Genomic DNA, 14,435 nt, shown 5'->3' with positions numbered 1-14,435 from the left:
ACCGGTGGCGGCGGCCCCGGTGGCGGCGGTGGCCAGATTCCCGGCGTCGGTGGCGGCGGTGGCGGCCCGGGCGGTGGCGGCGGCTGCGTCGGCAACGTCTGCGGCGGCTGGCCGTGATCTAACCGGTGACCTCGTTGCGTGCGGGCCCGGGCTGCTTCGGTGGCGCGGGCCCGCACGCCGGTCGTGCTACTTGTTTTGCTTGACCTCGAGGACGCGTTGGCGCAGCCCCTCCGTCGCCGTATCCATCAGGCCCTTCGATCCCTTCTTGATCAGGAATCCCGGCACCGGTATGACCGGGTCGACGGTGAGCTCGAAGTGGACGCGGGTGGAGTCGCCCTGCGGAGTGAGCGTGTAGCGCGCGTCTTGAGCGCGTTGCTGTTTCGAGCTGGCCAGCGTCCAGCTCACCCCGTCGTCGTGCACGGTGTAGTCCAGTACCTGCTCGTCGCTGATGCCGACGATCTTCACGACCTGCCGGGACTTGGTGGGGTGCCCTTGGTCGTCGCGCTCGAGTACTTCTACTTCCTGATGCGTCGAGGACCACTCGGTCAGCGACTCGAGGTCGAACAAGACATCCATGATCTCGTCGGGCGTTGCTTCGATGACAACCTCGCGGGACTCGGTGATAGCCATGCCGAGAACATAGCCGCCGCCGCAGTTTCCGAAACGGCCGCCCTAAAAGCGGGCACCAGGTTTAGGGTTCGGCCATGGCCAAGCTCAGGTTCGGATATTTCATCGCACCGTTTCACCGTGCTGGTACCAACCCGACGCTGGCGTTACAGCGTGACCTGGAGTTCATCGAACACCTCGACGCGCTGGGTTTCGACGAGGTGTGGATCGGCGAGCACCACTCGGCGGGCAGCGAGATCATCAGCTCACCGGAGGTCTTCATCGGCGCGGCCGCCCAACGCGCGCAACGGATCCGGTTCGGCACCGGCGTCATCTCGCTCGCGTATCACAACCCGCTGTGGGTCGCCGACCGGCTGATGTTGCTCGACCACCTCACCCACGGCCGGGTGATCGGCGGGATGGGACCCGGCTCGCTGCCGACCGATTCCGCGATGATCGGACTGAATCCCACCGACACCCGCGAGCTTCTCGAGACCAACCTCGACATCGTCGTCCGGTTGTTGGCGGGGGAGACGGTTACCGCCAAGACCGCCACCCACGAGCTGTTCGACGCCCGGCTACAACTTGCGCCGTATACCGACGGCGGCATCCCGCTGGCCGTCGCCGCCGTCGCGTCACCGACCGGCGCGCGGTTGGCCGGCAAGCACGGCATCGGGCTGCTGTCGATCGGCGCGACGCTGACGATCGAAGGCTTCGACGCGCTGGCCTACCACTGGGGCATTGTCGAAGAGCGCGCCGCGGCGTTCGGCACGCACGTCGACCGCAGCAACTGGAGCCTGGTCGGGCCCTTCCACATCGCCGAGACCGACGAACAGGCCCGCGCCGACGTGAAATTCGGCATCGAGCCGTGGTTCCACTACTTCCAGAAGGTGGCGGCGTTCCCGCAGATGACCATGCCGGGGGATCGGCTCGACGAGATGATCGACATCATCAACGACAACGGCGCCGGCGTGATCGGCACCCCCGAGCGGGCCCGCGCCCAGGTGCAGCGGCTGTGGGATCAGTCCGGCGGATTCGGCTGCATGCTGCAGATGGCCCACGAGTGGGCGAATCCGGCAGCCACCAAGCGATCTGCCGAACTGTTCGCCGCCGAAGTGATGCCGCATTTCCAGGGTCAGGCGCAGCCGACCCTCGATGCCGCCGCACGAGCCAGCGATGTACGAGAAGGCTTGGCGCAGACCCAACTTCAGGCCATCGACCACATGACCAAGAAGTACCAGGACGAAATTCGCTAGTCTTCCTTGCGGATCAGCCGCCACAGTGCCTCGTGATCGGGCGCCAGCAGCTCCTCGATGCGCGGATGGTTCACCTCGGCGACGATGATCTCGCCGACCTCTTGATGGACGTCGTTGAAGATGCCGTGCGACTTCATCTTCTCGGTCTGGTACAGGTTGTCTTCGGTGGGCGTGACGTAGTGCACCCAGTCGGCCTTGAATCGCGTCACCAGCCAGAGGTGAATCAGCGTCATCAGCCGCTTCTGGCGCAGCTTCTCTTCGAAGGTGTTCTGGTCGCGCACCGTCAGGATGTTGACCTCACGCCGGTCTTGGAACTGACCGAAGATCACGTTGGCGAGCTTCTCGTTGGCGTCGCCACCTTCGCGATAGATGACCAGCTCGAGCAGCTCGGAACCGGCGCGCTGCGGCCGTAGCTGCACACGCAGCTTCTCGCCGAGCTGGTAGTGCTCGCTCCACATCGCCAGCCACTCTTCGAGCAGCTTCTTCGGCACCTCGGTCTGCACCAGGTGCTGATGCTGGGTGGAGCCCTTGCCCATCGCCTTGGTGGTCGCGGTGCGACCGGAGGAGGCGAGCAGCGCGGCGTCGCTGCGCGGGCCGCCGACCAGGGTCTGCGGCGTGCGGTACGGCGACTCGACCAGCCGCAGCTGGCGCTGCAGGCGGGCCAGCGCCAGCATGCCGTCCTGCCGCAGTGCGGTCGCGAATTCCTCGGCGGCGAGCCCGTCGATCTGGTGACCGCCGTAGGTGATGAAGTTGAAGACGAAGCCCATCTTGCCGAGTTCTGCCGGGAAGGCCTGCATTTCTTCGTCGGTCATGCCGGTGGTGTCCCAGTTGAACGACGGAGAAAGGTTGTAGGCCAACATCTTGTCGGGGAACTGCGCGTGGATGGCCTCGGCGAACTGGCGGGCGTCGGCGAGGTCCGCCGTCTTGGTCTCCATCCACAGCAGGTCGGCAAATGGCGCCGCCGCAAGCGATTTGGCGATCGCATACGGGATGCCGCCCCGCACTTGGTAATAGCCTTCGGGCGTCTTCGCCAGCTCGCAGTCCCACCGGGCGTCGGCGCCCAATTCCCTGGCCTTCTGCCGCGCGGTGTAGAGCGACGCGGTAGCGGCGAACTCCCCCCATTCGGCGGCGCTCATGTCGCGGGCTTCGTCCTCGCTCTCGGCGAATTCGAGCACCTCGGCCACGGCCTCGCCGTAGGTCATCAGCCCGGCGTCGTCTTCCCACACGTCGACGAACCGCGCCTCGACCTTGTCGTAGATGGCGTCGAGCGATTGCTGGGTGCCGTTCTGCTGCCATTTGCCGGCGGCCTCGGCGATCAGATCGGCGATGCCGCGGCGTTCCAGCCACGCGTCGGCGGCCGCGTACTCGCCGTCGGGGAGCGCATAGAGCAGATGACCGTTGAGGTCCTTGACGCCCAGCTCGTAGAAGCGCCGCATCATCGCCAGGAAACACGACTTGTACGACGGGATCTTTACGTTGGTGGCGCCGAGCAGGAACGGCTGGTCGCGCTCGTCGGCGCGGCTGTCGATCAGGTTGCCGGCCTCGGCGTCGGTGCGCGCGACGATGATGCCGGGCACCTTCATGATGTCGAGCTGGAATCGGGCGGTGTTGAGCCGCTTGATCTGTTCGTCGGAGGGCACCAGAACCTTGCCGCCCTGGTGGCCACACTTCTTGGTGCCGGGGCGCTGGTCTTCGATGTGATATCCCGGGACCCCGGCTTCGACGAAGCGGCGGATCAGGTTGCGGACGTGCGGGTCACCGCCGTGGCCGGTGTCGGCGTCGGCGATGATGAACGGCCGGAAGTCGACGGCCGGGGTGGCGGCCCGGTCGGCTTCGCTCATCCGCTGGCGCAGATACTGCTGATTGCGGTCGGCGGTCAGCAGCGCGCGCACCAGCCCGGCGGCCTCTTCCGGCACCTGACTCAGCGGGTAGCTGGCCAGGTCGGGCCCCGGGTCCTCGGTGGTGGAACCTTTGGCGGAGGTCGCCCAGCCACCGAGGTAGATGCCCTCGATGCCCATCCGCTTCATTGTCACCGCCTGCCCCGGCGAATAGGGGCCGAACGTGGTGATGCTCTTGTGTTCGGCGAAGAGCTCGCGCAGGCGCTGGTAGAACGCCTCGGCCGCCTTTCGCGCCACGGTGTAGTCGGTGGGGATCGTGCCGCGCTGCTCTACGACCTGGCGAGCCGTGTAGAGACGGGTGATGCCGTCGAAGCGCGGACTGTCGAAGTACCGCTGGGTGGCTGCGACCTCGTCCTCGAACGGTGTGCGGGTTTCGGTGTCCGCTTCGATGGTGGTGGCCATGGTTTTACGCTCCTGTTCAGCGCGATTCCCCCAGACGACACGAGTCTAGCCCGGGCGTGTTGTCCTGCCTGTTGTTTCGTCTGATACCCACAGGTGGCACCGAATTCACGGTGCTACCCCAACCGGCCACGCTAGACCGCTGGCGCGCCGGCATCGCCGTTGATGCCCAAAACCGTTGGTGCACAAGCGGATAGGGCCTAGCTGGTCGGTTATCACTGGTTTGGGGAGCGGCAGGGTCGGCGACTTGCCCTTCGCTGCCGTTCACCGCCGGGCAGTACCCCGATGTCAATACCGCGACACTAAGAAAATTCTGGCTTTTTACGGCGGCTGCTCCGCCTTGGGTAGGTTCGCAGCGTGCCCGACCTCACCAACCGCCAGATTGTGCTCCGTCGCCGTCCGACCGGTCTGGTACAGCCCGACGACACCGAGCTGGTCGCGTCGCCGGCGCCCGAACCCGCCGACGGCGAGGCACTGGTCCGCACCACTTACGTGGGAATCGACGCCGCCGTTCGGACGTGGCTCAACGACCAGCCGGGCTATCTGCCGCCGGTCCAGCTGGGGGAGGTCATCCGGGCGGCGGGGATCGGCGAGGTGGTGAAGACCCGCTGCGACGCGTATGCGGTGGGCGACGTGGTCACCACGCTGACGGGCTTCCAGGAATACGTGATCGTGCGCGACGACGTGTTCACCACACCTGTCCCGGGGCCGGAGGTCGACCAACTTGCGGTGATGTCGGTCTACGGCCCGACCGGCGCCACCGCCTACTTCGGGATGACGGGCATCGGCCGGCCCCAGCAGGGCGAAACGGTGGTCGTCTCGGCCGCGGCGGGCGCCACCGGTTCGGTGGCGGGGCAGATCGCCAAGATCGCCGGGGCACGGGTGGTAGGCATTGCGGGCGGGCCGGAAAAGTGCCGGGTGGTGGTGGAGGACTTCGGGTTCGACGCGTGCATCGACTACCGCGCCGGCGACCTACCCGCCGCTTTAAAGCAGCACTGTCCGCGGGGCGTCAACGTCTACTTCGACAATGTCGGCGGGCCGATCCTCGACGCGGTGCTGGGCCGGCTGGCACCGAAGGCACGGGTCGTGCTGTGCGGCGTGATCTCGAGCTATCTGACCGGTGAGCACCCAGGCCCGGCCAACTACGTCAACCTGCTGTCCAAAACCGCGCTGATGCAAGGGTTTAACGCACTCGACGAGTGGGGCCGGTTCGACGAGGCCTTCGCTGCGCTGCGCCGGTGGGAGCAGGAGGGTCTGCTCGCGCACCGCGAAACCGTCTACAAGAGCATCGAGTCGTGCGTCGACGCCCTCAACGGCCTGTTCACCGGGGCCAACATCGGCAAGATGCTCGTGCAGATCAGCGAGCCCGCGCGATGAGACCTAAACCCACACGTAGAGGCGAGGATTGGCGGCGCGGCGCGGTTCCTCCCGCGAAAACGACACCGGCTTTTCGAGCCCGGCGAGTTTGACGCTGATCGCCGACGAATCGGCCGACACGGCGACGATGGTCCCCAGGTCGTACCTGTGCTCGTCGTCCCAACGGATCGCGGCGCGATGCCCGAGATGGTGCACCGAAACATCCTCGGGTGCGACCTCGGTGGGCCCTGCCGGCAGCGGCTCGGCGCTCATCTGGTCGACGGGCGCTACCGACTCGGAGTCGTCGGACCACGCCCGGTCGTTGCCGAAGTACTCCACGTCGTCGCTGCGTTGAAGGCGCTCCAGCCGCGACTTGGTTTTCTGCGAGTCAGCGGGATCTTCGACCCAGAGCTTCCAGCCTTTCGGCGGGGGCGGCCAGGACGGGTCTGGCGACCAGTCAGGTGGTGGTACCCAACCCTCGGGCGGCTTGGGCCAGTTGGGGGGAGGGTTGTATCGCACCTAGTCAACGATAGCCGAGGACGGGCACGGCACCGCTCATTCGCACCCGCCATACACTGACCCATCGTGGGAATGCTGGTGGGCCTCGCGCCGTGGATCGTCTATTGGGTACTTGTCGGTAACGTCCCGTTCGCCGTTTCGGCAGTGGTCGCGTTGGCGGTCGCGATCGCCGCCTGGCTGCTCGGCCGCGCGCGCAGGCTGCCGGGCGGCACTCTCCAAAGCGGCGCTGCCGCAACGTTTGTGGTGCTGGCGGCTCTCAGCTTCACGATGAGCCAGTCGTTCCACGAGCGGTGGTTGCTGCCGCTGAGCAGCGCGGCGCTCTTCGCTGTGGCGCTGACGGGTGTGCTGATCGGCAGGCCGTTCGTCGCCGAGTCCGTAGGAGCAGACCAGTCTGCGGACGCGGTCAAGAGCGAGGCTTTCGGGCGGGTGACGACGCTGCTGACCTGGATGTGGGTGGCGGTGTTCGCCGCCATGACGGTGTCCTCGTCGATCCCGTCACTCGTCTTTACCGACGCCACGATTCTCGACTCGACGCGGCCCTTGCCGTTCGTCGGCTACTGGGTCGTCCCGCTCACGCTGTTCGCGCTGGCGGCCCTGGCGTCGCACATCCTGTTCACCACAATGACGAGCGCGTCGGACAGCGTCGCCCGCAAAACCACGTTCGTCGCCTACGACGAAGCGACCATCGACGAGCTGTACTACCTGGCTCACGAACACGTCAAGCGTGAAGTGGGTGCCGGCAAGGAGGCCTACGACATCAAAGTCGGGGGACTGGGCACACCGCTGGTGGGCGACGACTCCAGGAAATCGTGGCCGGCGACCTACAAGGTTCGCGAGCGGACGCGGTCGTAATCGGGTCGTCCGCGACGGCCTCCTCGCATTAAAGTGATCGCTATGACGGCCTCGTCCAACCTGTCGGGCGGGGATCACGCGTCACTCAGCCGCAGACGGGCGCGACGGATGAGTCGGCGTTTCGCCGGCGTGGGTGTCGGAATTCCGGCGTCGCGGCTCCAGGAGATCGCGGCCGGTGCTCCCTTCCTCTCCGAGGAACTGGTCGACGTCAACTTCGCGCTCGCCGCGACCGAGCTCATGCGCGAGCAGCGTCACGCGAGGTTGAGGCGCAGCCGACGCCATGCCGTCCATTGGCTCATTGTCGCGGGGCTGGTTCTCGCATCGCTGAACCTGCTCATGTGCATGGCCTACGTGTTCATCACGCTGGTCATGCATGAGTCACCGTTGTGAGGGCAGTGGCATCCTGGCCATGTGGGTTTGCTGTTCCGGTTGGCCGAGTTTCTGGTTCTGGCACTGCCGCTGGCCGGCATGATCATTGCAGCCATCAAAGCCTTCAACCGGGCGCGAGAACAAGGCAACCGGCCTAGAGAATCTGGCACCGGTAACCCGGCGGCCCGGTGGCGGTCGCTGACCCGGGTCATGGCGGAGCACGACCGAACGGACACGCGCTGGCTGGAGTACGAACTGGACTTCGCCAAGCTTCTGGAATTCCCACTCATGACCGACATGCGCCACCCGCTGACGATCGGCTTCCACAAGGCCAAGCTCCGGGCCGACCTTCTGCGACCGGCCAAAGCCGAAGATCTGCTCGACGACAACGACACGGCCGCCCGCTACCTGGCCGCTGTCGAAGACTATGTGACCGCGTTCAATATCGCCGAAGCGGAGGCAAAACGGCTGCGCCGCAACAACTTTTCCCGAGGCGAGCAGCAGCGGATTGCCCGCGCCGAAAACCTGTTGCGGGTGGCATCTGACGCCGGCGCAACACCGCAGGAGCGCCAGAACGCCTACGACGTTGCCCGCAAGGAACTCGATGGTCTCGTCGTGTTGCCGGCCTCGACCCAGGCGAGCATCGAGCGCGGGATCTCCGGCGAGATCGACGGTCAATGACCGCCGGACCGCAGCTGCACCGGCCCCGGCCGCCGCTGGCTGACTACATCGACTACTTCGGGTACTGGGCGCGCGACGTCGGCGACCAACACCGGAGTCGGGCGTTGCCACGCGGAGCGGCCACCATCGTCATCGATGTCAGTGGCCGCTCGTGCGTCGACTTCTATGCGGCCGACGGCCACACCCGGCTGGACGTGCCGCCGGCGTTCATCGCCGGCGCCGGCGTCGCCTCGTATGTCACCCGCATCGACGCCGCACAGACGGTCATGACGATCCACTTCCGGCCCGGTGGTGCACTGCTGTTCACGGGAATCCCGTTGGGGGAGTTGGAGAATTCCTGCATCGGTCTGTCCGAGCTCTGGGGTCACGACGCGACGGTGCTGCGGGAGCGGCTAGTCGAGGCTTCCTCAGCGGCGTCCCGGATTGTGCTGTTGGAGTCGTTCCTGCGCAGGCGTATGGTCCGTGACGATCGTGAGCAGCATCCGGCTGTGGCGGCGACGCTGGGGCGCGTCGAGCGCAGTCCGTCGCTGCGCGTCGCCACTATCCTTGAGCTGACCGGGCTTTCGTCGAAGCGGCTCACAGCTGTGTTTCGCGCAGAGGTAGGTCTGGCGCCCAAGGCATATCTGCGGGTGCGACGATTGCAGGCCGCTCTGAAACGGCTCAACGGCGGTGAGGCGCGCGGTGCGACGATTGCCGCCGATCTGGGCTACTTCGATCAGGCGCACTTCGTGCGCGAGTTTCGGTCCTTCACTGCGATGACGCCCAGCCAGTACACGCAGCGCCGATCCTGGTTGCCCGGTCACGTCGAACTAGCAGGACCAAAATTTACAAGCCAAACCGTGCTCAGCCCCCGATGATTGCCGCATGACACATAAGGCCGTGGCCGACACGGCGCTACTGGTAGCCGCCATCCGCGCCAACGAATCCACCCGCGACGACGGGCTTTTCACCGATCCGTTCGCAGCCAAACTGGCAGGGGAGACCGGGCGCGAGCTGCTCGAAGCAGCGCTCGCCTCATCCGGCGAACAGTCCACCATGCAGATCGTGGTCCGTACCCGGTTCTGGGACGAGGCCTTGCTGCGGGCGACGCAGCTGGCCAAGCAGGTCGTGATCCTGGCGGCGGGAATGGATGCGCGGGCCTATCGATTGGCCTGGCCGGACCAGACGACGGTCTACGAGGTGGACCAGCCCGAGGTGATCGCGGCCAAAGCGGATCTGCTTGCCGACGACCGGCCGCGCTGTCACCGCGTGGCCGTCGGCGTCGACCTGGCCGACGATTGGCCCGGCGCCCTGCAGTCGGCGGGATTCGATCCGCAGACCCCGACGGCCTGGTTGATCGAAGGCCTGCTGCAATACCTCGACGAAACCGCCGTGCGCACGCTGTTCGACCGCGTGGACGCGTTGTCTGCGCCCAATTCCGTGCTGCTGTACGACGTTGTCGGCAAGACCCTGCTGGACTCGCCGACGATGGCGGCGGTTCGGGAGGCTATGGCGCAGCAAGGTTCGCCGTGGCTGTTCGCCACCGACGAACCCGCCGAGCTGGCCGAGCGCCTGGGCTGGTCTGCCACCGTGACCGACGTCGCGGAGCCGGGCAATAAATGGAATCGGTGGTATGCCCCCGTCACGCCGATGGACGTGCCGGATGTGCCGCGAGGCTACTTCGTCGAAGCACGGCGGTGATTCGGCGCTGTGCGTCAATAGACTGCGAGCATGGGTCAGGGCTTGCTACAGATCGAGGACTGCCTGGACGCCGACGGCGGCATCGCGCTACCCGCGGACGTCAACCTGATTTCCCTGATCGACCGCAACATCGCCAACGTCGGTGACACGATCGCGTACCGCTACCTCGACTACACCCGCTCCAATGAGGGACAGGCCGTCGAACTGACCTGGGTTCAGTTCGGCGTCCGATTGCGAGCCATCGGTGCACGCCTGCAAGACATCGCAGCTCCAGGTGATCGGGTGGCGGTCCTCGCGCCGCAAGGCCTCGACTATGTGGCCGGGTTCTACGCCGCGGTCAAGGCGGGAACCATCGCGGTGCCGTTGTTCGCGCCGGAACTGCCCGGCCACGCTGAACGTCTCGACATCGCGCTGCGCGACGCCCAGCCGAGCGTGGTCCTGACAACCACCGCGGCAACCGGCGCCGTCGAGGCTTTTCTGGCGGCGCTTCCACACGGCCAACAGCCGCGCGTACTGGTCATCGATCAGATACCCGACTCGGCGGCCGATGCGTTCGTTCCCGTCAGCCTCGACATCGACGCCATCTCCCACCTGCAGTACACCTCCGGGTCGACGCGGCCGCCGGTCGGTGTCGAGGTCACCCACCGGGCGGTCGGCACAAACCTGATACAGATGATCCTGTCGATCGACCTGCTGGACCGAAACACCCACGGCGTCAGCTGGTTACCGCTCTACCACGACATGGGTCTGTCGATGATCGGCTTCCCCGCGGTGTACGGCGGACACTCGACCCTGATGTCTCCGACCGCGTTTGTGCGTCGGCCGCAGCGCTGGATTCATGCTTTGGCCACCGAATCGCGGCGCAGCCGGGTGGTGACGGCCGCGCCGAACTTCGCGTACGAGTGGACCGTACAGCGCGGCCTGCCCGCCCCTGGCGAGGACGTCGACCTGAGCAACGTCGTGCTGATCATCGGCTCCGAACCGGTCAGCATCGAGGCGATCACCGCGTTCAACGAGGCATTCGCGCCGTACGGGTTGCCGCGCACCGCGTTCAAGCCTTCGTACGGGATGGCGGAGGCAACCCTGTTCGTCTCGACCATCGATCCGGATGCGCAAGCGTCGGTGGTGTATCTGGACCGCGAGCAACTGGGCGCCGGTCATGCCGTGCGCGTCGGCGCGGATGCCCCCACCGCAGTGGCGCAGGTGTCCTGCGGACGGGTCGCCCGCAGCCAGTGGGCCGTGATCGTCAACCCGGGCACCGGCGAGGAACTGCCCGACGGCGAAGTCGGGGAAATCTGGTTGCAGGGCAACAACATCGGCCGCGGTTATTGGGGACGGCCCGGCGAGACCCGGCTGGCCTTCGGTGCCACGCTGCAGGCCCGGCTCCCAGAAGGCAGCCACGCCGAGGGCTCACGCAGCGACGGCACCTGGCTGCGGACCGGGGATCTCGGTACCTATCTCGGCGGGGCGCTCTATGTCACCGGCCGCATTGTCGATTTGGTGACCGTCGACGGCCGCAACCACTATCCGCAGGACATCGAGGCCACCGCCGCGGAGGCCTCGCAGACAGTGCGGAAAGGTTACGTCGCCGCCTTCACGGTGCCGGCGAACGACGACACCCGTTTGGTGATCATCGCCGAACGTGCCGCGGGCACCGCGCGCGCAGATCCGCAGCCGGCGATCGAGGCGATCCGGAAAGCGGTGACACACCGGCACGGGCTGACCGTCTCCGACGTGCGCTTGCTGCCTGCCGGTGCAATTCCACGGACCACCAGCGGCAAGCTCGCGCGCCGCGCTTGCCGCGCCGAATATCTCAGCGGCGCACTGGGCGCGCCGTAGCGTCGCCCAACTTGGCGTCGGGCCGCAGCTCGTCGAGCAGACCGTCACCCGTGGCTGCGGCCGCCAGCGCGCGGCCGAGCGCCGGTGCGTGCTTGAAAAGATTATGTCCCGCAACAAAATACATGCCGTCGGCCTCCCAGACGCCCACGCCGTCTGAGCCCCAGGGTAATTCGGTGACCCAGCAGTGGCGGACGTCGACGGGCTTGGGATCAAGCCCGGGCAGCGCACGTTCGACGTAACGGGTTGCCCGCTCGGCGAGTTGGGCCAGGGCCGCCGGGTCCAGCAGGCCGCCGTCGGGGGCATCGACATAGTTGCTGAGCCCCACGGCGTAGCGGCGGTTGCCCGGTTCCGCCGCGGCATAGATGCCCGTTTCACCGAAGGTATCGCTGCCGTCCTGCAGGCACGCCAACGTCGGCGGCGGCTCGCCGCGGACGTCATAGGTGAGGCGGACGTGAGCGCCGGTGCGGACCGGCAACGCCAGGCCGACGCCGCGAGCAAGCGAAGCGGTGCCGCGCCCGGCGCACACCACCACGCTGGCGTGTTCAGCGGTGACACCGCCGGCGCGGACCTCGACCATGCCATCCGGCGTGGGACGCACGAGCAGCACCTCGTCGGCGACCAGCGCGCCGGGAAGCGCGGCGGTGAGCGCACCGATAGCCGCCGTCGTGCGAATCGAGCCGCCGCGCTCGTCGAGAACCGCGGCACCGTCGAAGTCGGCGAGAATCGGCAGCCGGTCGTGCAGTTCGCCGGCGTCGATGCGGCGAACCGGGAGCCCACCCACGTCGTGCAGGACGGCGAGGCGGCGCTCGGCGGTCGGACCGATTGCCACCACGCCATCGCCGGAGACCAATTCGACCCCGAAACGGTCGGCCCACTCATCCCAAACCCGCCGGCTGGACTTGGCGAAGGCAACCAGGCGGGGATCATCGTGGGCATGCCGAAAGATGCGTGACTGGCCGCCCGATTGACCCTGCCCCGGCACGCCGCGCTCGTAGACGGTCACCGAGGCGCCGCGTTCGGTCAGCGCGACAGCAGTGGCCAAGCCGACAATTCCGGCGCCGATCACCCCGACATCGGTGCGTTGCACACCTGGAATCATCGCAGGAATGAGGCGAGATGGCTGGACCGGACGACTGTGGGCCGATGCCGCCGGCACGTACGCCGCGATACTGGATCACCCATTCCTGGCCGGCCTCACCGACGGCCGGCTCGACCCGGCGGCTTTCGCCCACTACGTGGTGCAGGACGCGCATTACTTAACGGATTTCGCGCGAACGCTGACCGTCATCGGCAGCAAGGCGCCGACCCTGGCCGGTGCCGGCATGTTCGCGCGGCACGCCGCCGCCACCGTCGACGTCGAACTGGCACTGCACGAACCGCTGCTGCCCGAACTCGGCATCGAAAACCTCGACGCCGTGCCGGTTGCGCCGACGACGCGCGCCTACACCAGTTACCTGCTGGCCACCGGATACCGCGGCAGCTTCGCTGACGGGCTAGCGGCGGTGTTGCCGTGTTACTGGATCTACGCCGAGGTGGGGACGGAGCTGATCACCCGCGGGTCGCCGGACCCGCGCTACCAACGGTGGATCGACACATACGCCGACGAGCAGTACCAGACCCTGGTCGCCGAGGTGCTGGCGTTGACCGACGAGGTGGGCGCGACACTGGGCGCCGCCGAAGAAGCTCGCGCGAGGGAGCATTTCGTCACGGCCGCCCGCTACGAGTGGATGTTCTTCGACGCCGCCTGGCGACGCGAAGTGTGGCCCGTTTGACGTTGGCGGGCAGCATCTTCCAGCAGTTCGGCGGCGCGGGCGACGCTTTCGGCCGGCGTGCTCATCTGGGCGGCCACCTCGGCGGCCCGGCTGGCGTATTGCGAAGTGAGGATGGCGCGTAGGGCCGTGACCAAAGACGCCCGCGTGGTAGTCGAAAACTGCTGTCCAGAACCAACTTTCAGCTGCTCGACACCAGCTGCCCACATGGGCTGATCCAACCAGTGCCAGAGGATCAATGTCGGAATTCCGGCCCGAATGCCGGCGGCCGTGGTGCCGGCGCCCCCGTGATGGACGACGGCGCGGCAAGCGGGAAGCACGGCAGCGTGATTCACCGCGCGAACGATCTTCACGTTTTCGGCCGGCGGAATACTGCTGAAGTCGGTTGCGCCCGCGCATATCAACGCCCGCTCGCCTAACTGCGCACAGGCAGCGCCGATCATGTCGACGAGATCTTGTGGGGAGGCGATCGGCGTGCTGCCGAAGCCGAAGTAGATCGGCGCCGTTCCGGCCGCAATCCACGACAAGACCTCGTCGTCCAAGTCCGTCGGCAACCCCAGCGTCAGCGCGCCGACGAACGGGTGCCGGTCGTCGCGCTCCACCCATTCGGCCGCCTGGCCGGGCAAGCAGAGCTCGTCGTAGGCCTGGATTTCCAGTGACACGTGTCCGGTTGCTTCCGGCAGGCCCAGTGCACGGCGTTGCGCCTCTTCGGCCGTCTTCGTGATCGGCCCATACATCGGGCCGGACGACCAGATCCGTGCCGGGAAGAAGTGCAGTGCGGCCAGCGGAATGTCGTGGTACTCAGCGACATTGGCGGCGAGGGCTTGCTCGTTCATGCCCGCCAGGAGCAAGTCGGCGCCGTCTGCCAAGGACGTCAGCGTCGTGCTCTTGTCCAACCAGGCCCGGGTGACCCGCTCGGCGACCTCGGCCAACGCAACGACCGGATTCTGCACTCGGCGAAGGAGTTCCGTGGCCGCGCTGGTTTGCTGCTGCGTGTCCTGCCCGTAGCCGACCGCGGCAAGCCCCAGCGGCTCCACGAAGCCGAGCATGTCGGGCGGAACCGCCACGTGCACGTCGTGACCGCGCCGCAGCAGCTCGCGGCCGACTGCCAGGCACGGCTCGACATCGCCGCGACTCCCGTAGCCGGCCAGTACGAATTTCATCGGGCGCAACATAACCCGCGGTGGTGCCGGATGGCATCCCGTCGTGCC

The 14,435-nt window shown here is 66.9% G+C and carries 14 protein-coding genes; 9 read left to right on the top strand and 5 right to left on the bottom strand.

The window, feature by feature from the left end:
* Positions 1–186: 186 nt before the first annotated feature.
* A complete protein-coding gene (locus MFM001_RS16140) occupies positions 187–630 on the bottom strand; it encodes an SRPBCC family protein (protein WP_116376282.1) in 444 nt (147 codons plus the stop codon).
* Between the two features lie 74 nt (positions 631–704).
* Between MFM001_RS16140 and MFM001_RS16135 the strand changes: the two genes are divergently transcribed.
* Complete coding sequence (locus MFM001_RS16135; RefSeq protein ID WP_116376281.1) at positions 705–1,862, top strand: LLM class flavin-dependent oxidoreductase; 1,158 nt, start codon at positions 705–707, stop codon at positions 1,860–1,862.
* Here the strand turns inward: MFM001_RS16135 and aceA are convergent.
* Positions 1,859–4,162 carry an isocitrate lyase ICL2 gene (aceA, locus tag MFM001_RS16130; RefSeq protein ID WP_116376280.1) on the bottom strand — a complete coding sequence of 768 codons (2,304 nt, stop codon included), beginning with the start codon at positions 4,160–4,162 and terminating at the stop codon, positions 1,859–1,861. The two genes, MFM001_RS16135 and aceA, sit on opposite strands and share 4 nt — an antisense overlap.
* 354 nt (positions 4,163–4,516) lie before the next feature.
* Here aceA and MFM001_RS16125 point away from each other — a divergent pair, with 354 nt between their 5' ends.
* Entirely contained in the window at positions 4,517–5,536 is a 1,020-nt protein-coding gene (locus MFM001_RS16125; RefSeq protein WP_116376279.1) for an NADP-dependent oxidoreductase, read from the top strand.
* Positions 5,537–5,539: 3 nt separating this feature from the next.
* Here the strand turns inward: MFM001_RS16125 and MFM001_RS24895 are convergent, their stop codons facing one another.
* The gene (locus MFM001_RS24895; protein WP_238159231.1) at positions 5,540–6,034 is read right to left on the bottom strand and encodes a hypothetical protein; all 495 of its coding nucleotides are present in this window, start codon (positions 6,032–6,034) and stop codon (positions 5,540–5,542) included.
* Positions 6,035–6,100: 66 nt separating this feature from the next.
* Between MFM001_RS24895 and MFM001_RS16115 the strand changes: the two genes are divergently transcribed.
* Genes MFM001_RS16115 through MFM001_RS16090 form a run of 6 tightly spaced genes read left to right on the top strand, consistent with a single transcriptional unit; the run spans position 6,101 to position 11,455 of the window.
* The gene (locus tag MFM001_RS16115) at positions 6,101–6,886 is read left to right on the top strand and encodes a hypothetical protein (RefSeq protein ID WP_116376278.1); all 786 of its coding nucleotides are present in this window, start codon (positions 6,101–6,103) and stop codon (positions 6,884–6,886) included.
* A 42-nt stretch (positions 6,887–6,928) separates the two neighbouring features.
* Complete coding sequence (locus MFM001_RS16110; protein ID WP_238159230.1) at positions 6,929–7,276, top strand: hypothetical protein; 348 nt, start codon at positions 6,929–6,931, stop codon at positions 7,274–7,276.
* A 21-nt stretch (positions 7,277–7,297) separates the two neighbouring features.
* Positions 7,298–7,936, top strand: a complete 639-nt coding sequence (locus MFM001_RS16105) for a hypothetical protein (protein WP_116376277.1) — start codon at positions 7,298–7,300, stop codon at positions 7,934–7,936.
* A complete protein-coding gene (locus MFM001_RS16100; RefSeq protein ID WP_116376276.1) occupies positions 7,933–8,793 on the top strand; it encodes an AraC family transcriptional regulator in 861 nt (286 codons plus the stop codon). The genes MFM001_RS16105 and MFM001_RS16100 overlap by 4 nt, the downstream gene beginning before the upstream one ends.
* 7 nt (positions 8,794–8,800) lie before the next feature.
* Positions 8,801–9,616 carry an SAM-dependent methyltransferase gene (locus MFM001_RS16095; RefSeq protein WP_116376275.1) on the top strand — a complete coding sequence of 272 codons (816 nt, stop codon included), beginning with the start codon at positions 8,801–8,803 and terminating at the stop codon, positions 9,614–9,616.
* Positions 9,617–9,646: 30 nt separating this feature from the next.
* Complete coding sequence (locus MFM001_RS16090) at positions 9,647–11,455, top strand: fatty acyl-AMP ligase (protein WP_116376274.1); 1,809 nt, start codon at positions 9,647–9,649, stop codon at positions 11,453–11,455.
* On the opposite strand, the gene MFM001_RS16085 is transcribed toward MFM001_RS16090, so the two are convergent.
* Positions 11,430–12,554, bottom strand: a complete 1,125-nt coding sequence (locus MFM001_RS16085) for an FAD-binding oxidoreductase (RefSeq protein ID WP_238159229.1) — start codon at positions 12,552–12,554, stop codon at positions 11,430–11,432. The genes MFM001_RS16090 and MFM001_RS16085 overlap by 26 nt on opposite strands.
* 7 nt (positions 12,555–12,561) lie before the next feature.
* Between MFM001_RS16085 and tenA the strand changes: the two genes are divergently transcribed.
* Positions 12,562–13,227 carry a thiaminase II gene (gene tenA / locus MFM001_RS16080; protein ID WP_116376273.1) on the top strand — a complete coding sequence of 222 codons (666 nt, stop codon included), beginning with the start codon at positions 12,562–12,564 and terminating at the stop codon, positions 13,225–13,227.
* On the opposite strand, the gene MFM001_RS16075 is transcribed toward tenA, so the two are convergent.
* Complete coding sequence (locus tag MFM001_RS16075) at positions 13,173–14,387, bottom strand: glycosyltransferase (RefSeq protein ID WP_116376305.1); 1,215 nt, start codon at positions 14,385–14,387, stop codon at positions 13,173–13,175. The genes tenA and MFM001_RS16075 overlap by 55 nt on opposite strands.
* Positions 14,388–14,435: the final 48 nt, after the last annotated feature.

Origin of the sequence: Mycobacterium sp. MFM001, assembly GCF_003402475.1 — a bacterium.
In the GTDB taxonomy this organism is placed as follows: Bacteria; Actinomycetota; Actinomycetes; order Mycobacteriales; family Mycobacteriaceae; genus Mycobacterium.
This window is presented reverse-complemented; position numbering and strand designations above follow the sequence as displayed.